This is a genomic window from Pseudomonas sp. CP-1 (assembly GCF_021213715.1).
GTDB classification, from domain to species: Bacteria; Pseudomonadota; Gammaproteobacteria; order Pseudomonadales; family Pseudomonadaceae; genus Pseudomonas; species Pseudomonas aeruginosa.
Genome location: NZ_JAJQKY010000006.1, coordinates 275396 through 291946, shown reverse-complemented (window position 1 = coordinate 291946; position 16551 = coordinate 275396). Strand labels below are relative to the sequence as shown.

The 16551-nt window shown below is 66.8% G+C and carries 15 protein-coding genes; 14 read left to right on the top strand and 1 reads right to left on the bottom strand.

Going from position 1 to position 16551, the window contains the following annotated elements:
• The first annotated feature begins 12 nt into the window (after positions 1-12).
• Together LT948_RS14945 and LT948_RS14940 are read left to right on the top strand one after the other, a co-directional pair.
• A complete protein-coding gene (locus tag LT948_RS14945) occupies positions 13-924 on the top strand; it encodes a LysR substrate-binding domain-containing protein (RefSeq protein WP_023875084.1) in 912 nt (303 codons plus the stop codon).
• A gap of 79 nt (positions 925-1003) precedes the next feature.
• Complete coding sequence (locus LT948_RS14940) at positions 1004-1381, top strand: RidA family protein (RefSeq protein ID WP_003091402.1); 378 nt, start codon at positions 1004-1006, stop codon at positions 1379-1381.
• 92 nt (positions 1382-1473) lie between these two features.
• Here the strand turns inward: LT948_RS14940 and LT948_RS14935 are convergent, their stop codons facing one another.
• Positions 1474-2367 carry a LysR family transcriptional regulator gene (locus LT948_RS14935; RefSeq protein WP_003091401.1) on the bottom strand — a complete coding sequence of 298 codons (894 nt, stop codon included), beginning with the start codon at positions 2365-2367 and terminating at the stop codon, positions 1474-1476.
• 162 nt (positions 2368-2529) lie between these two features.
• On the opposite strand from LT948_RS14935, the gene leuC reads away from it, so the two are divergent.
• From leuC to LT948_RS14875, 12 genes are all read left to right on the top strand, one after another.
• Positions 2530-3954, top strand: a complete 1425-nt coding sequence (gene leuC / locus LT948_RS14930; RefSeq protein ID WP_003091399.1) for a 3-isopropylmalate dehydratase large subunit — start codon at positions 2530-2532, stop codon at positions 3952-3954.
• Positions 3955-3965: 11 nt separating this feature from the next.
• On the top strand, positions 3966-4604 hold the full coding sequence (leuD, locus tag LT948_RS14925; RefSeq protein ID WP_003091398.1) for a 3-isopropylmalate dehydratase small subunit: 639 nt from the start codon (positions 3966-3968) through the stop codon (positions 4602-4604).
• Between the two features lie 71 nt (positions 4605-4675).
• Complete coding sequence (locus LT948_RS14920; protein ID WP_003091396.1) at positions 4676-5437, top strand: class I SAM-dependent methyltransferase; 762 nt, start codon at positions 4676-4678, stop codon at positions 5435-5437.
• Positions 5438-5495: 58 nt separating this feature from the next.
• Complete coding sequence (gene leuB, locus LT948_RS14915; protein WP_003091395.1) at positions 5496-6578, top strand: 3-isopropylmalate dehydrogenase; 1083 nt, start codon at positions 5496-5498, stop codon at positions 6576-6578.
• A 69-nt stretch (positions 6579-6647) separates the two neighbouring features.
• Positions 6648-7760, top strand: coding sequence for an aspartate-semialdehyde dehydrogenase (gene asd, locus LT948_RS14910; protein ID WP_003111187.1), 1113 nt, complete (start codon positions 6648-6650; stop codon positions 7758-7760).
• Positions 7761-7861: 101 nt separating this feature from the next.
• Positions 7862-8872 carry an aspartate-semialdehyde dehydrogenase gene (locus LT948_RS14905; protein WP_003115016.1) on the top strand — a complete coding sequence of 337 codons (1011 nt, stop codon included), beginning with the start codon at positions 7862-7864 and terminating at the stop codon, positions 8870-8872.
• A 168-nt stretch (positions 8873-9040) separates the two neighbouring features.
• Positions 9041-11815, top strand: a complete 2775-nt coding sequence (gene fimV, locus LT948_RS14900) for a motility hub landmark protein FimV (RefSeq protein ID WP_003130552.1) — start codon at positions 9041-9043, stop codon at positions 11813-11815.
• Between the two features lie 21 nt (positions 11816-11836).
• Entirely contained in the window at positions 11837-12694 is an 858-nt protein-coding gene (gene truA / locus LT948_RS14895) for a tRNA pseudouridine(38-40) synthase TruA (protein ID WP_003091390.1), read from the top strand.
• 89 nt (positions 12695-12783) lie between these two features.
• The gene (locus tag LT948_RS14890) at positions 12784-13419 is read left to right on the top strand and encodes a phosphoribosylanthranilate isomerase (RefSeq protein WP_003091389.1); all 636 of its coding nucleotides are present in this window, start codon (positions 12784-12786) and stop codon (positions 13417-13419) included.
• Between the two features lie 268 nt (positions 13420-13687).
• The gene (gene accD / locus LT948_RS14885) at positions 13688-14560 is read left to right on the top strand and encodes an acetyl-CoA carboxylase, carboxyltransferase subunit beta (protein ID WP_003104199.1); all 873 of its coding nucleotides are present in this window, start codon (positions 13688-13690) and stop codon (positions 14558-14560) included.
• A complete protein-coding gene (gene folC / locus LT948_RS14880; protein WP_033996109.1) occupies positions 14557-15846 on the top strand; it encodes a bifunctional tetrahydrofolate synthase/dihydrofolate synthase in 1290 nt (429 codons plus the stop codon). Before accD ends, folC begins: the two co-directional genes overlap by 4 nt.
• Positions 15847-15849: 3 nt before the next feature.
• The gene (locus tag LT948_RS14875; RefSeq protein ID WP_023109818.1) at positions 15850-16497 is read left to right on the top strand and encodes an SPOR domain-containing protein; all 648 of its coding nucleotides are present in this window, start codon (positions 15850-15852) and stop codon (positions 16495-16497) included.
• Positions 16498-16551 lie beyond the last annotated feature (54 nt).

Sequence of the window (16551 nt, the reverse complement as noted above, 5' to 3'; positions counted from 1 at the left end):
AGGCAGGGCGCCATGGCCCGGCTTGAAGTCAACCGTTCCGGCGAACTGGAGGTGTTTGCCCGGGTCGTCGAGTCGGGGGGCTTTTCCGCCGCCGCTCGACGTTGCGGCATGACGCCCTCGGCAGTCAGCAAGCTGATCACCCGGCTCGAACAGCGCCTGGGAACCCGCTTGCTGAACCGCTCCACCCGTCAATTGCAACTGACGCCCGAGGGATGCACGTTCTACGAGCGCGGGGTGCGTATCCTGGCCGACCTGGAGGAAGCCGAGCGGTGTGCGAGCGAAAACGCGGCGCCGCGCGGGCGCTTGCGAGTCAACGCCAACGTGCCTTTCGGACATCATTTCCTCCTGCCGCTGGTGCCCGAGTTCCTCGCGCAGCATCCCGAGGTGACGCTGGATATCGTGCTGACCGATGAGGTCGTCGACATCCTCGAGCAGCGCACCGACGTGGCCGTGCGCGCGGGGCCGCTGAAAAGCTCGAGCCTGGTGGCGCGCAAGCTGGGGAGCACGCGCATGCTGATCGTCGGTGCGCCGGCCTACCTGGCCCGGCATGGCATGCCGGCCACGCCGCAGGCGCTGCTGGGGCACAACCGCCTCGGCGCCAACTATGTGCGAACGCGCTCCGGCTGGCCGCTGCGGGACGCCGGCGAGGAACTCGTGGTGCCGTTGTCGGGCAACGCCCAGGCCAGCGATGGCGAGGCGCTGCGCTGTCTGGCCGTGGCCGGCCTGGGCCTGGCGCGGCTGGCCGCGTTCCAGGTGCGCGAGGACATAGCCGCCGGTCGCCTGATTCCCGTGCTCGAGGCATACAACCCGGGCGACCTGGAGGAAGTCCACGCCGTCTACGTCGGCCAGGGCGGCTATCTGCCGCTGCGCGTGCGGGCGTTCCTGGACTTTCTGGCGGAGCGCGTCGATATGAGCCAGGGTTGATCGCAGTGCTACATGAATACGCCGATTCCGCGGCCGAAAGCTTTTCTTCCTAGCGCTTCAGTAACAGGAGGCAATCCAGATGAGCGATGACATCCAGCGTTACCCCAGCAGCCTGCCGTTTCCCTTTTCCCGCGCGGTGCGGGCCGGCGGCTTCCTGTTTCTTTCCGGACAGGTGCCGATGAGTCCGACCGGCGAGGTGGTACGTGGCGATATCCAGACCCAGACCGAAGCGGTGATGGCACGCATCGGCGAGACCCTGGAGAGCTGTGGCGCGCGTTTCGACCAACTGGTGAAGGTCACCGTCTGGCTGTCGGACATGGCCCACTTCGCCGGTTTCAACGAGGTCTACCAGCGTCATGTGCAGGGGGCCTTGCCGGTACGCTCGACGGTGACCGCCGGGCTGGCGCTGGGGGTCGACGTGGAGGTCGAGGTGCAGGCGTGGGTCGGCGAGGGCTGAGTCGCGAGGGCATTGGCATGCAGGTCGGGTGAGCGCTGGCCGCGGACGGCGAAGAGGGAAGGGCCTACCCGTGGCGTCCGACCTGAATCGCTTCAGGCCGCTGGAGTGCCGTTGCCGAATGCCTGTTCGTCGAGCAGGCGCATGAAGGCGCGCGCGGCGTTCGACAGGGTCCGCTCGGTGTGCAGGATGTAGCCGAGCTGGCGGCTGAGCTGGATGTCCTGTAGCGGCAGGCGCACCACCTGGTCGTCGAGCATGGTCCGCGGCAGCACGCTCCAGGCCAGGCCGATGGAGACCATCATCTTGATGGTCTCCAGGTAGTTGGTGCTCATGGCGATGTTCGGCGTCAGCCCTTCGGCTTCGAACATGCGCCGCACGATGTGGTGGGTGAAGGTGTTGCCGCCGGGGAATACCGCGGGGTGCTTGGCGACGTCGGCGAGGAACACCGTGCCCTGTCGGGCCAGCGGGTGCTCCGGGGCGGCGACGAAGTCCAGTGGGTCGTCCCACACCGGGACTGCGCGCACCGGTTCGGCGGTTTCCGGGGCCAGGGTGATCACCGCCAGCTCCGCACGGCCATGAAGGATCTCCTCGTAGGCCACTTCCGAATCCAGGAACTGGATATCCAGCGCCACCTGCGGATGCGCCCGGGTGAAGGCGCGCAGCAGCGGCGGCAGGCGATGCAGGCCGATGTGGTGGCTGGTGGCCAGGACCAGCCGGCCGCTGACCTCGCCGGTGAGGTTGTTCAGCGCCCGGCGGGTGTCGTCGAGCACGTTGAGCAACTGGTAGGCGCGCGGCAGCAGGGCGCGCCCGGCCTCGGTGAGGTTGACCTCGCGGCCGACCCGGTCGAACAGCCGGGCATTGAGCTGCTGTTCGAGGGCGGCGATGCGCTTGCTCACCGCCGGTTGGGTCAGGTGCAGGCGCTCGCCGGCTTCGGAGAAGCTGCCGGTCTCGGCAATGGCGATGAAGGTGTTGAGGCTGTTCAGGTCCATTGCGGGCCTCCGCTGGTTTCGGCTGCCCGGAGCTTAGCGCCAATGGATTCCTGTTGGGAATGCTTTGGATGAAAAATATGAATTTGAGTTATTCGTAGACAAGCCATAGGATCATCCTCACAAGCCCTGTGGGCATAGAAATAAGCTGATGAGGAAATCCCGATGGCCGGCAAGACCCTCTACGACAAACTCTGGGACATGCACTTGGTCAAGCAGCGCGACGACGGTTCGGCGCTGATCTACATCGACCGCCATATCCTGCACGAAGTGACCTCGCCGCAGGCCTTCGAGGGTCTTCGCCTGGCCGGGCGCAAGCCGTGGCGGATCGACGCCAACATCGCTACCCCGGACCACAACGTGCCGACCACCCGCACCGAGCGCAAGGGCGGCATCGCCGCCATCGCCGACGAGGTCTCGCGCCTGCAGGTGCAGACCCTCGACGAGAACTGCGACGACTTCGGCATCACCGAATTCAAGATGAACGACGTGCGCCAGGGCATCGTCCATGTGGTCGGTCCGGAGCAGGGCGCGACCCTCCCGGGGATGACCGTGGTTTGCGGCGACTCGCACACTTCCACCCACGGCGCCTTCGGCGCGCTGGCCCACGGCATCGGCACTTCCGAGGTCGAGCATGTGCTGGCGACCCAGTGCCTGGTGGCGAAGAAGATGAAGAACATGCTGGTCAAGGTCGAAGGCAGGCTGCCGGCCGGCGTCACGGCGAAGGATATCGTCCTCGCGGTGATCGGCAGGATCGGCACCGCCGGCGGCAACGGCCACGCCATCGAGTTCGCCGGCAGCGCCATCCGCGACCTGTCCATCGAAGGGCGGATGACCATCTGCAACATGTCGATCGAGGCGGGCGCCCGCGTCGGCCTGGTCGCCGTCGACCAGAAGACCATCGACTACGTGAAGGGCCGGCCCTTCGCGCCGAGCGCCGAGCAATGGGACCAGGCCGTCGCCTGCTGGCAGGGGCTGGTGTCGGACGCCGATGCCCGCTTCGATACCGTGGTCGAGCTGGACGCCGCGCAGATCAAGCCGCAGGTCAGCTGGGGCACGTCGCCGGAAATGGTCCTGGCCGTGGACCAGAACGTGCCGGACCCGGCCCGCGAGAGCGACCCGATCAAGCGCGGTTCGATCGAGCGCGCCTTGAAATACATGGGCCTGCGGCCGAACCAGGCGATCACCGACATCCAGCTGGACCGGGTATTCATCGGTTCCTGCACCAACTCGCGGATCGAGGACCTGCGTGCCGCCGCCGAAGTGGCCAGGGGCCGCAAGGTCGCCGCGACCATCAAGCAGGCGCTGGTGGTGCCGGGTTCCGGGTTGGTCAAGGAGCAGGCCGAGAAGGAAGGCCTGGACCGGATCTTCATCGAGGCCGGCTTCGAATGGCGCGAGCCGGGCTGTTCCATGTGCCTGGCGATGAACCCGGACCGGCTGGAGAGCGGCGAACACTGCGCCTCGACCTCCAACCGCAACTTCGAGGGCCGTCAGGGCGCCGGTGGCCGTACCCACCTGGTCAGCCCGGCGATGGCCGCCGCCGCGGCCGTCAACGGCCGCTTCATCGATGTCCGCGAATTGCTCGCCTGAGGAGAACCGAGATGAAACCCTATACCCAGACGACCGGTCTCGTCGCTCCGCTGGATCGCGCCAACGTCGATACCGATCAGATCATTCCCAAGCAATTCCTCAAGTCGATCAAGCGCACCGGCTTCGGCCCCAATCTGTTCGACGAATGGCGCTACCTGGATGTCGGGCAGCCGGGACAGGACAACTCGAAGCGTCCGCTGAACCCGGACTTCGTCCTCAACCAGCCGCGCTACCAGGGCGCCAGCGTACTGCTGGCGCGGGAGAACTTCGGCTGCGGCTCGTCCCGCGAGCACGCGCCCTGGGCGCTGGACGAGTACGGTTTCCGCACGGTGATCGCACCGAGCTATGCCGACATCTTCTTCAACAACAGTTTCAAGAACGGCTTGCTGCCGATCATCCTGCCCGAGGCCGAGGTGGACGAACTGTTCCGCCAGGTCGAGGCGAACGAAGGCTACCAGTTGTCCATCGACCTGGCGGCGCAGACCGTTACCCGTCCTGATGGCAAGGTGCTGGGTTTCGAGGTCGACCCGTTCCGCAAGCATTGCCTGCTCAACGGCCTCGACGACATCGGCCTGACGCTGCAGGACGCCGATGCGATCCGCGCCTTCGAGGACGGCTACCGCCAGCAGCAGCCCTGGCTGTTCCGCTGAGCGGCACGCGAGTCCCCTTGCCGGGCGCATCCTGGGTAGGGTGCGCCCGGTTTTTCTCCTGGAGTAGATTCATGAGCGACCACGATGACGTTGTCCAGCGCCAGTTCGGCGCCCAGGCTGCGGCCTACCTGAGCAGCGCCGTGCATGCCCAGGGCGAGGAATTCGCCTTGCTGCGCGACGCCCTGGCCGGGCGCCCGGAAGCGCGGGTCCTCGACCTGGGTTGCGGCGCCGGCCACGTGAGCTTCCAGGTCGCCGCCCTGGCAGGGGAGGTGGTGGCCTACGATCTTTCCGCCGAGATGCTCGCCGTGGTGGCGCAGAGCGCCGCGGAACGGGGCATGGCGAACATCCGCACCGAGCAGGGCAAGGCGGAGAGCCTGCCCTTCGCCGACGGCGAGTTCGATTTCGTCTTCAGTCGCTATTCCACCCATCACTGGCGCGACGTCGGCCTGGCCCTGCGCGAGGTGCGACGGGTGCTCAAGCCCGGCGGGGTGGCGATCTTCGTCGACGTGGCGGCGCCCGGGCAGGCCTTGCCGGACACCTTCCTGCAGACCGTCGAGCTGCTCCGCGACACCAGCCATGTGCGCAACTACTCGCCGGCCGAGTGGGCGCGCCTGAGCGGCGAGGCGGGGTTGCTGGTCACCGGAAGCCGGCGCCAGCGTCTGCGCTTGGAGTTCCAGTCGTGGGTCGAGCGGATGCGTACGCCGGAGGTGTTCCGCCAGGCGATCCGCAGCCTGCAGCTGGCGGTGGGCGAGGAAGTCAGAGAGTATTTCGAGATTGCCGACGACGGCTCGTTCAGCACCGACGTGCTGGTGCTGTGGCTGCGTCGGGAGTGACGGTTCGATCACGGCGGCGCATGCCCGCCGTTCAATGAATGAAGGACAAGAGGGTGTTATGAGCAAGCAGATCCTGGTTCTCCCCGGTGACGGTATCGGTCCGGAAATCATGGCGGAAGCGGTCAAGGTGCTGGAGCTGGCCAACGACAGGTTCCAGCTCGGCTTCGAACTGGCCGAGGACGTCATCGGTGGCGCGGCCATCGACAAGCACGGCGTGCCGCTGGCCGACCAGACCCTGCAGCGCGCGCGCCAGGCCGATGCGGTGCTGCTGGGCGCGGTAGGAGGGCCGAAATGGGACAGGATCGAACGCGATATCCGTCCCGAGCGCGGTCTGCTGAAGATTCGTTCGCAACTGGGCCTGTTCGCCAACCTGCGTCCGGCCATCCTCTACCCGCAACTGGCCGCGGCCTCCAGCCTGAAGCCGGAAGTGGTCGCCGGGCTGGACATCCTCATCGTCCGCGAACTGACCGGCGGCATCTACTTCGGCCAGCCCCGCGAACAGCGCGTGCTGGAGAACGGCGAGCGCCAGGCCTACGACACCCTGCCGTACAGCGAGAGCGAAATCCGTCGTATCGCCCGCGTCGGTTTCGACATGGCCCGCGTACGCAACAACAGGCTCTGTTCGGTGGACAAGGCCAACGTCCTCGCCTCCAGCCAGCTGTGGCGGGAAGTGGTGGAAGAGGTGGCGAAGGACTACCCGGACGTCGAGCTTTCCCATATGTACGTGGACAACGCCGCCATGCAGCTGGTGCGCGCGCCCAAGCAGTTCGACGTGATGGTCACCGACAACATGTTCGGCGACATCCTGTCGGATGAGGCTTCCATGCTGACCGGTTCCATCGGCATGCTGCCTTCTGCCTCGCTCGACGCGAACAACAAGGGCATGTACGAACCCTGCCACGGTTCCGCCCCGGACATCGCCGGTCAGGGCATCGCCAACCCGCTGGCTACCATCCTCTCGGTCTCGATGATGCTGCGCTACAGCTTCAGCCAGGCGACCGCCGCCGACGCCATCGAGCAGGCGGTGAGCAAGGTCCTCGACCAGGGGCTGCGCACCGGCGACATCTGGTCCGAAGGCTGCCGCAAGGTCGGCACCCGGGAAATGGGCGATGCCGTAGTCGCGGCACTCAAGAATCTGTAATCTGACGGGCTTGGCCGGCGCCATGATGGCTGCCGGCCAGCTCACTTCTCTCATATAGGTGTAGTTGCGATGAAGCGTGTAGGTCTGATCGGTTGGCGCGGGATGGTGGGTTCCGTACTCATGCAGCGGATGCTGGAAGAGCGGGACTTCGACCTGATCGAGCCGGTGTTCTTCACCACGTCGAACGTCGGTGGCCAGGGCCCGGAAGTGGGCAAGGACATCGCTCCGCTGAAGGACGCCTACAGCATCGACGAGCTGAAGACCCTCGACGTGATCCTGACCTGCCAGGGTGGCGACTACACCAGCGAAGTATTCCCCAAGCTGCGCGAGGCCGGCTGGCAGGGCTACTGGATCGATGCCGCCTCCAGCCTGCGCATGGAAGACGACGCGGTGATCGTCCTCGACCCGGTCAACCGCAAGGTCATCGACCAGGCCCTGGACGCCGGCACCCGCAACTACATCGGCGGCAACTGCACCGTCAGCCTGATGCTGATGGCCTTGGGCGGGCTGTTCGACGCCGGGCTGGTCGAGTGGATGAGCGCCATGACCTACCAGGCCGCCTCCGGCGCCGGCGCGCAGAACATGCGTGAACTGCTCAAGCAGATGGGCGCCGCCCATGCATCGGTGGCGGATGACCTGGCCAACCCGGCCAGCGCGATCCTCGACATCGACCGCAAGGTGGCGGAGACCCTGCGCAGCGAAGCCTTCCCCACCGAGCATTTCGGCGCGCCGCTGGGCGGCAGCCTGATCCCCTGGATCGACAAGGAACTGCCCAACGGGCAGAGCCGCGAAGAGTGGAAGGCCCAGGCGGAGACCAACAAGATCCTCGCCCGCTTCAAGAACCCGATCCCGGTCGACGGTATCTGCGTGCGCGTCGGCGCCATGCGTTGCCACAGCCAGGCGCTGACCATCAAGTTGAACAAGGATGTGCCGCTGACCGACATCGAGGGCCTGATCAGCCAGCACAATCCCTGGGTCAAGCTGGTGCCGAACCACCGCGAGGTAAGCGTGCGCGAGCTGACCCCGGCCGCCGTCACCGGCACCCTGAGCGTTCCGGTCGGGCGCCTGCGCAAGCTGAACATGGGCTCCCAGTATCTCGGCGCCTTCACCGTCGGCGACCAGTTGCTGTGGGGCGCTGCCGAGCCGCTGCGGCGCATGCTGCGCATCCTGCTGGAGCGCTGATCGATCCGGCGCCGCCCGCAATGGGTGGCGCCTCGATTGCCTGGGCGAAGGTGGGCAAGTAAAGTGCCACGCCTATTTCGCAGACCGCCGAGGCTTTTCCCATGTCCCAGCCCCTCAATGTCGCAGTCGTAGGCGCCACCGGATCGGTTGGCGAGGCTCTGGTCGGTCTCCTCGACGAACGCGACTTCCCGCTTCATCGTCTGCATCTGCTGGCCAGCGCCGAGTCGGCCGGGCAGCGCATGGGTTTCGCCGAAAGCAGCCTGCGCGTCGGCGATGTCGATAGCTTCGATTTTTCCAGTGTCGGCCTGGCCTTCTTCGCCGCGGCAGCCGAGGTGTCGCGTGCCCATGCCGAGCGCGCCCGCGCGGCGGGTTGTTCGGTGATCGACCTGAGCGGCGCCCTGGAACCGAGCGTCGCACCGCCGGTCATGGTGTCGGTGAATGCCGAACGCCTGGCCTCGCAAGCGGCGCCGTTCCTTTTGTCCAGTCCTTGCGCCGTAGCCGCCGAACTGTGCGAAGTGCTGGCGCCACTCCTGGCCACGCTGGATTGCCGGCAACTGAACCTGACAGCCTGCCTCTCCGTCTCCAGCCTGGGGCGCGAAGGGGTCAAGGAACTCGCCCGGCAGACCGCCGAACTGCTCAATGCGCGCCCCCTGGAGCCGCGTCTCTTCGACCGCCAGATCGCCTTCAACCTGCTGGCGCAGGTCGGCGCGGTGGATGCCGAGGGGCACAGCGCCATCGAGCGGCGCATCTTCGCGGAGGTGCAGGCCTTGCTTGGCGAGCGTATCGGACCGTTGAACGTTACCTGCATCCAGGCGCCGGTATTCTTCGGCGATAGCCTCAGCGTGACCCTGCAGTGCGCGGAACCGGTGGACCTGGCCGCGGTGACGCGGGTCCTCGATGCGACGAAAGGTATCGAATGGGTCGGCGAGGGCGATTATCCGACGGTGGTCGGCGATGCCCTCGGCCAGGACGAGACCTATGTCGGCCGGGTGAGGGCGGGGCAGGCTGATCCCTGTCAGGTCAATTTGTGGATTGTGTCTGATAATGTGCGAAAAGGTGCCGCGCTGAATGCCGTGCTCCTGGGTGAGTTGTTGATAAAACACTATCTGTAAAAGATACTTACCCACAGATTTGTAGAATTATTCGAGCTTGTTAATACTGGTTCGATCCGCTGCTGCCGGGGAGCGTCCGTCCATGCATGGCTGGGCGAGCGGACAGCAAGCACCGACGCACTCCCTCTCGTGAAACGAGAAAAGATATTAAAACCAAGGGATTACACTATGGTTCGGCTTCGTACACTGGTTCGGGCAATCGCGGCGGCCTCGGTCCTGACTTCCGGCATGGCGCATGGATTGGGACTGGGGGAAATCACCCTGAAGTCGGCGTTGAACCAACCGTTGGATGCCGAGATCGAGCTGCTCGAAGTTCGTGACCTGGGTTCGGGCGAGGTGATCCCGAGCCTGGCGTCGCCGGAAGAGTTCAGCAAGGCGGGCGTCGATCGCCTGTACTACCTCACCGACCTGAAGTTCACGCCGGTGGTGAAGCCCAACGGCAAGAGCGTCATTCGCGTGACCTCGTCGAAGCCGGTGCAGGAGCCCTACCTGAACTTCCTGGTCCAGGTGCTCTGGCCGAACGGCCGCCTGCTGCGCGAGTACACCGTCCTGCTGGATCCGCCGCTGTACTCCCCGCAGGCCGCGGCAAGCGCTCCGCAAGCGCCGGTCAGCGCGCCGCGCGCGACCGGCGCCCCGCGAGCCCCGCAGGCGCCGGCTCCGGTGCGTACCACCGCGCCGGCAGGCAGCGACACCTATCGCACCGTTTCCAACGACACGCTCTGGGAGATCGCCCAGCGCAACCGTACCGATCGCGTTTCCGTACCCCAGGCGATGCTTGCGTTCCAGGAACTGAATCCGGGCGCCTTCGTCGATGGCAACATCAACCGGCTGAAGAGCGGCCAGGTCCTGCGCATTCCCACCGAACAGCAGATGCTGGAGCGCTCGCCGCGCGAGGCGCTGTCCCAGGTGCAGGCGCAGAACCAGAGCTGGCGCGGCAGCCGCAATCCGGCCGCGGGCAGCGCTGGCGCCAGGCAGTTGGATGCGACCCAGCGCAATGCCGCCGGGTCGGCGCCATCCAAGGTCGACGCCACGGACAACCTGCGCCTGGTGTCTGGCGAGGGCAAGGCCAGCAAGGGTGCCGACAAGGGCGGGAAGGGCGACAGCAAGGCGATCGCCGATACCCTGGCGGTGACCAAGGAAAGCCTCGATAGCACTCGCCGCGAGAACGAAGAACTGCAGAGCCGCATGCAGGATCTGCAGAGCCAGCTGGACAAGCTGCAGAAGTTGATCCAGTTGAAGGACGCCCAGTTGGCCAAGCTGCAAGGGCAGTTGGGCGCCGAAGGCCAGGGCGCAGCCCAGCCGAACGCAGCCCTGCCGGATGCGTCCCAGCCCAATGCAGCAGCGCAGGCGCCGGCTCAGCCCGGGACTCCCGCTGCGGCAGCGCCGACTCCTGCTCCGGCCGGAGAAGCACCCGCCGCTCCGGCGCAGCCTCCGGTGGCGCCGCCGCCCGCGCCAGCTGCCGAGAAGCCTCCGGCACCTGCCGTTCCGGCGCCCGCTCCGGTTCAGGCGGCAGAGCAGCCGGCACCGAGCTTCCTCGACGAACTGCTGGCCAACCCGCTGTGGTTGGCGGTGATCGGCGGTAGCGCACTGCTGGCGTTGCTGGTGCTGCTGATGATCCTGTCGCGGCGCAATGCGCAGAAAGAGAAGGAAGAAGCCCAGGCTTTCGCCGCGGATGCCGGCGAGGAACAGGAGGATGCGCTGGACCTGGGAAAGGACGGCTTCGACGACCTGACCCTCGACGAGCCTGAACCGCAGGTCGCAGCCGTCGCGCCGCAGGTCGAGAAGACCACTGCGCAGACTTCCGATGCGCTGGGCGAGGCCGACATCTATATCGCCTACGGGCGTTTCAACCAGGCCGCCGAACTGTTGCAGAACGCCATCTACGACGAGCCGCAGCGCACCGACCTGCGCCTCAAGCTGATGGAAGTCTATGCCGAGATGGGCGATCGCGAAGGTTTCGCTCGCCAGGAAAACGAGCTGCGCGAAATCGGCGGCGCACAGCCGCAGGTCGAGCAGCTCAAGTCGCGCTACCCGGCAATGGTCGCGGTCGCCGCGGTTGCCGGCCTGGCCGGCGCCAAGCTGGCGCAGGACGAGCTGGATAGCTTCAGCCTCGACGACCTGTCGCTCGACGACAGCGGTCACGCGGCCAAGCCGGATGCGGCAGGACAGGATCTCGACGACGCCTTCGACCTGAGCCTGGACGACCTGGGCGGCGGCGATCTTGGCAGCGACGACGTGCAGGCCGACCTCAAGTCCGACAGCGGGGCGCTGGACGACCTGACCCTGGACAGCGATCTGGACCTGGCGGCCTCGACCGCGGCGGACAAGCCTGTCGACGATCTCGACTTCGGCCTGGATTTCGCGGAGTTGGCAGAGACTCCGAGCCAACCCAAGCATGACGACCTGGGCGATTTCTCCCTGGATCTCGATGCGCCGGAAGACAAGCTTTCGGACGACGACTTCCTGCTTTCGCTGAACGACGAGGTGCCCGCCGCGGCGCCCGCCGACAACGAATTCACCCTCGATACCGAGGCTGCCGAAGAGCCGGCGTTGTCCCTGCCGGACGACTTCGACCTGTCGCTGGCCGACGAGCCGACGGAGCCGGCCGCTCCGGAGAAGGGCGAGGACAGTTTCGCCGCCCAGTTGGACGAGGTGAGTGCGCAGTTGGACGAGTTGGCCAGCAACCTTGACGAGCCGAAGAGCGCGGCGCCGAGTTTCTCCGCCGAGGATGCAGCGGTCGCCTCCGCCCTGGACGGAGACGCCGACGATGACTTCGACTTCCTCTCCGGTGCCGACGAAGCGGCGACCAAGCTGGATCTGGCTCGCGCCTACATCGACATGGGCGATAGCGAAGGCGCGCGCGATATCCTCGACGAAGTCCTGGCCGAAGGTAACGACAGCCAGCAGGCGGAAGCCCGCGAGTTGCTGGAGCGCCTGGCCTGATCCGGAAATGAAGCGACCCTCATGAACGATGTTGTTCCGCCAGCGGCAGCCGAATCGGCTGCCGCTGGCGTTTCCAGAATCGCCCTCGGCATCGAGTACAAGGGCTCCCGCTATCGTGGCTGGCAGCGCCAGGAAGCCGGCGTGCCTTCCGTGCAGGAAGCGCTGGAGCGCGCCTTGTCGAAGGTTGCCGCCGAGCCGGTCGGGGTGATCTGCGCCGGCCGTACCGACGCTGCCGTTCATGCCAGCGGCCAGGTGGTGCATTTCGACACCGCGGTGGAGCGCCCGTTGAAAGCATGGGTGATGGGCACCAACGCCAACCTGCCCGCGGATATCAGTGTGACCTGGGCGAGAGTGATGCCGGCGCATTTCCACGCGCGCTTCTCGGCCATGGCCCGGCGCTATCGCTACGCCATCTACAACGATCCGATCCGCCCGGCGCACCTGGCCGAGGAGGTCACCTGGAACCATCGGCCGCTGGATATCGGGCGGATGCGCGAGGCGGCCCAGGTACTGGTCGGCACCCATGACTTCACCTCGTTTCGGGCGGTGCAGTGCCAGGCCAAGTCGCCGGTCAAGACCATGCATCACGTGCGCTTGCTGGAGCATGGTCGGTTGATCGTGCTGGACATCCGCGGTAACGCTTTCCTTCACCATATGGTGCGCAACATCGCTGGCGTCCTGATGACCATCGGTGCCGGCGAGCGGCCGATCGAATGGGCGAAGGAGGTGCTCGAGGCGCGCGACCGGCGCGCCGGTGGGGTCACCGCGCACCCCTACGGACTCTATCTGGTGCGGGTGGAGTACCCCGGGGAGTTCGAGTTGCCCGAGCGCTACCTGGGGCCGCATTTCCTTTCCGGATTGCCCGATATCGTCGGCTGACGTCGAATCGGGCTTTTGCTACCATCGAGAATTCCCGCCGGACCGGCCGTCCGGCGGTTCGTCGCTCACTCGCCGAGGATTCTCCGTCGTTGCCAGCCGTTCGCATCAAGATCTGCGGTATCACCCGAGTCGAGGACGCCCTGGCCGCCGCCGCGGCGGGCGCCGATGCCATCGGCCTGGTGTTCTATGCGAAGAGCCCGCGGGCGGTGGATATCCATCGGGCGCGGGAAATCGTTCGTGCCCTGCCGCCGTTCGTGACCAGCGTCGGCCTGTTCGTCAACGCCAGCCGCTGCGAACTGGGCGAGATTCTCGATGCGGTGCCGCTGGACCTACTGCAATTCCATGGCGACGAGCGCGCCGAGGACTGCGAGGGACATCGGCGACCCTACCTGAAAGCCCTGCGGATGAAGCCCGGCGACGACATCGTCGGGCGCGCGGCGGCATATCCGGGAGCTGCCGGGATTCTCCTGGATACCTATGTGGAAGGCGTGCCCGGCGGCACGGGGGCGGCGTTCGACTGGTCGCTGGTGCCGGCCGACCTGGGCAAACCCCTGGTGCTGGCCGGCGGTCTGACGCCGGATAACGTCGGCAGGGCAGTCGAGCAGGTCAAGCCCTACGCGGTGGACGTCAGTGGTGGCGTCGAGGCGAGCAAGGGAATCAAGGATGCGGCGAGGGTCCGCGCGTTCGTGGACGCGGTGCGTTCGCGGCGCCGCGACGAGACATGATGTGACGACGGGCGGCCCTCCGCCGTCCACTAGCGTGTCGCCGTTTCCGCGACAACGCCCGGCCGCCGATAGGGAGGCCAGATATTTCGCGATAGCCGCTCGCCGGGTATCGCCCAGGTGACCGCGCAGGCGGGGGATGGGACAGGCCGCGAAACGTTTCGCAGCCGTGGGGCCCACCGCTGCCGGCGGTCACGAAGATGAATTTGCTCAGGGACGCCGTCACCGGATCGGTGCGGCCATCCCGACCTTGCACTGGAGAACAAAGAGCATGAGCAACTGGCTGGTAGACAAGCTGATCCCTTCCATCATGCGTTCCGAGTCCCAGAAGAGTTCGGTACCGGAAGGCCTGTGGCACAAATGCCCGTCCTGCGAAGCCGTGCTGTACCGTCCGGAGCTGGAAAAGACCCTGGATGTCTGCCCGAAGTGCGACCACCACATGCGCATCAACGCGCGTACCCGCCTGGACATCTTCCTCGATGAGGACGGTCGCGAGGAGCTGGGTGCCGACCTCGAGCCGGTGGACCGCCTGAAATTCCGCGACAGCAAGAAGTACAAGGATCGCCTCGCCGCGGCACAGAAGGACACCGGCGAGAAGGACGCGCTGATCGCCATGAGCGGCAAGCTGCAGGGTATGCCGGTGGTCGCCTGCGCCTTCGAGTTCTCCTTCATGGGCGGTTCGATGGGCGCCATCGTCGGCGAGCGCTTCGTTCGCGCGGCCAACGTCGCCCTGGAGAAGCGCTGCCCGCTGATCTGCTTCTCCGCCTCCGGCGGCGCGCGCATGCAGGAAGCGCTGATCTCGCTGATGCAGATGGCCAAGACTTCGGCGGTCCTGGCGCGCCTGCGCGAAGAAGGCATCCCGTTCGTCTCGGTATTGACCGACCCGGTCTACGGCGGCGTTTCCGCCAGCCTGGCGATGCTCGGCGACGTGATCGTCGGCGAACCCAAGGCGCTGATCGGCTTCGCCGGTCCCCGCGTGATCGAGCAGACCGTCCGCGAGAAGCTGCCGGAAGGCTTCCAGCGTAGCGAGTTCCTCCTCGAGCATGGCGCCATCGACATGATCGTGCATCGTGCCGAGTTGCGGCCGCGCCTGGCCAATCTGCTGTCGGCCTTCACTCATTCGCCGAGCCCCGTATCCGCATGACCCAGCGTTCCCTGGCCGATTGGCTGAGCTATCTCGAACAACTCCATCCGACGGCCATCGACATGGGCCTGGAGCGTTCCCGCGAGGTAGCGCGCCGGCTCGGCCTGGGAAGGCCGGCGAAACGCGTGGTCACCGTTACCGGGACCAACGGCAAGGGCTCTACCTGCGCCCTGCTCGCCGAGCTGCTGCGTGAGCAGGGGTTGTCGGTCGGGGTCTACAGCTCGCCGCACCTGCTGCGCTACAACGAGCGGGTGCGGATCGACGGCATCGAGGCCGGCGATGCGCAACTGTGCGACGCCTTCTCCGCGGTGGAGGCCGCACGCGGCGAGATTTCCCTGACCTATTTCGAAATGGGCACGCTGGCCGCCTTCTGGCTGTTCGAGCGCGCCGGGCTGGACTTCGCGGTGCTGGAAGTCGGCCTTGGCGGGCGCCTGGATGCGGTCAACCTGATCGACGCCGACCTGGCGCTGATCACCAGCATCGGCCTGGACCATGCCGAGTGGCTGGGCGATACCCGCGAAAGCGTGGCTTTCGAGAAAGCCGGTATCCTGCGCGCCGGCAAACCGGCCCTGTGCGGCGATCTCGATCCCCCGCAGCCATTGCTGGAGCAGGTGGCTGCGCTGGGGGCACCGCTTTACCTGCGCGGTCGCGACTACGACCTGGCGCTCGCCGATCATGGCTGGCACTGGCGCGGGCTGGCCGCGGACGGCCAGGCGCTGGCGCTGCACGATCTGCCGTTGCTCGAGTTGCCCATGGAAAACGCCGCGCTGGCCCTGCAGGCCTACGCGTTGCTCGAGTTGCCCTGGCAGGCGGAGCGCCTGGCCGAGGCGCTGCGGCGGACCCGGGTGACCGGTCGCCTCGATCGCCGCGACCTGTCCTGGAACGGCCAGTCACGCCAGCTCCTGCTGGACGTCGGGCACAATCCCCAGGCCGCCCAGTACCTGGCGCAACGCCTGCGTGCCGCAGCGCCACGAGGACGCTACCTGGCGGTCTTCGGCCTGCTGGCGGACAAGGACCTGGATGGCGTACTGGAACCCTTGACCGGCTTGGTGCAGGATTGGGCCGTTGCACCGTTGCCGACCCCGCGTTCGCGGCCGGCCGCGGAGCTGGAGGCGGCGCTGATCCTGCGCCAGGTTCCGGCGAGCAGCCATGCGGATATCGCCGCCGCCCTGGACGCGCAGTGCGCCAAGGCTACCGCGGATGATGTCATTCTGCTGTTCGGATCGTTCTATAGCGTGGCCGAAGGCCTGGAATGGCTGGCCCGTAGAACGGATAAGGGGGAGTAAATCATGGCCTTGCTGGAAAGAGGGCTGAAGCAGCGCATCGTCGGGGCGTTGGTGCTGATCGCCCTGGCGGTGATCTTCCTGCCGATGCTGTTCACCCGCGAAGACGAGTCGCGCCAGGTCGTGGTGGAAGCGCCGCCGCGCCCGCAAGCGCCGGCCATGCCCAGTGTCGAGGTGCAGCCGACCGAGGTGCCGGAACTGCAGCCCGGCGAAGAAGACATCGCTCCCGAGATCGTCGAGGAAGGCTCCCCGGCCGCCGCCGGCCAGCCCAGCCAGCCGATCGGCGGCCTGCCGGCGACCCCGCCGCCTGCCCAGACCCAGGCGCCGGCCGCCAGCCCGCCGCCAAGCCAGCCGCAACCGCCCGCTGCGCCGCCGAGCCCGCCGCCCGTGGAGAAGCGCCTGGACGCCAACAACCTGCCGCAGAGCTGGTCGGTACAGCTTGCCAGCCTGTCCAACCGGGCGCGCGCCGAGGAACTGCAGAAGACCCTGCGCTCCCAGGGCTACAACGCCTACATCCGCAGCTTCGACGGGATGAACCGGGTCTTCGTCGGGCCGGTGATCCAGCGCGCCGAGGCGGATCGCCTGCGCGACCAGCTGAGCAAGCAGCAGAAGCTCAACGGCTTCGTCGTGCGCTTCCAGCCGGAACGCGGTTGACCGCGACCCGCGGCTTACCGTCGCGGGCGCGCTCTGCTAAAATGCAGCGCCTTT

What these genes read in the sequence shown, in the direction of transcription:
- LT948_RS14945 (WP_023875084.1), top strand. Translation starts at nt 13, where the DNA reads ATGGCCCGGCTTGAAGTCAACCGTTCCGGCGAACTGGAGGTGTTTGCC.
- LT948_RS14940 (WP_003091402.1), top strand. Translation starts at nt 1,004, where the DNA reads ATGAGCGATGACATCCAGCGTTACCCCAGCAGCCTGCCGTTTCCCTTT.
- LT948_RS14935 (WP_003091401.1), bottom strand. Translation starts at nt 2,367, where the DNA reads ATGGACCTGAACAGCCTCAACACCTTCATCGCCATTGCCGAGACCGGC.
- leuC (WP_003091399.1), top strand. Translation starts at nt 2,530, where the DNA reads ATGGCCGGCAAGACCCTCTACGACAAACTCTGGGACATGCACTTGGTC.
- leuD (WP_003091398.1), top strand. Translation starts at nt 3,966, where the DNA reads ATGAAACCCTATACCCAGACGACCGGTCTCGTCGCTCCGCTGGATCGC.
- LT948_RS14920 (WP_003091396.1), top strand. Translation starts at nt 4,676, where the DNA reads ATGAGCGACCACGATGACGTTGTCCAGCGCCAGTTCGGCGCCCAGGCT.
- leuB (WP_003091395.1), top strand. Translation starts at nt 5,496, where the DNA reads ATGAGCAAGCAGATCCTGGTTCTCCCCGGTGACGGTATCGGTCCGGAA.
- asd (WP_003111187.1), top strand. Translation starts at nt 6,648, where the DNA reads ATGAAGCGTGTAGGTCTGATCGGTTGGCGCGGGATGGTGGGTTCCGTA.
- LT948_RS14905 (WP_003115016.1), top strand. Translation starts at nt 7,862, where the DNA reads ATGTCCCAGCCCCTCAATGTCGCAGTCGTAGGCGCCACCGGATCGGTT.
- fimV (WP_003130552.1), top strand. Translation starts at nt 9,041, where the DNA reads ATGGTTCGGCTTCGTACACTGGTTCGGGCAATCGCGGCGGCCTCGGTC.
- truA (WP_003091390.1), top strand. Translation starts at nt 11,837, where the DNA reads ATGAACGATGTTGTTCCGCCAGCGGCAGCCGAATCGGCTGCCGCTGGC.
- accD (WP_003104199.1), top strand. Translation starts at nt 13,688, where the DNA reads ATGAGCAACTGGCTGGTAGACAAGCTGATCCCTTCCATCATGCGTTCC.
- folC (WP_033996109.1), top strand. Translation starts at nt 14,557, where the DNA reads ATGACCCAGCGTTCCCTGGCCGATTGGCTGAGCTATCTCGAACAACTC.
- LT948_RS14875 (WP_023109818.1), top strand. Translation starts at nt 15,850, where the DNA reads ATGGCCTTGCTGGAAAGAGGGCTGAAGCAGCGCATCGTCGGGGCGTTG.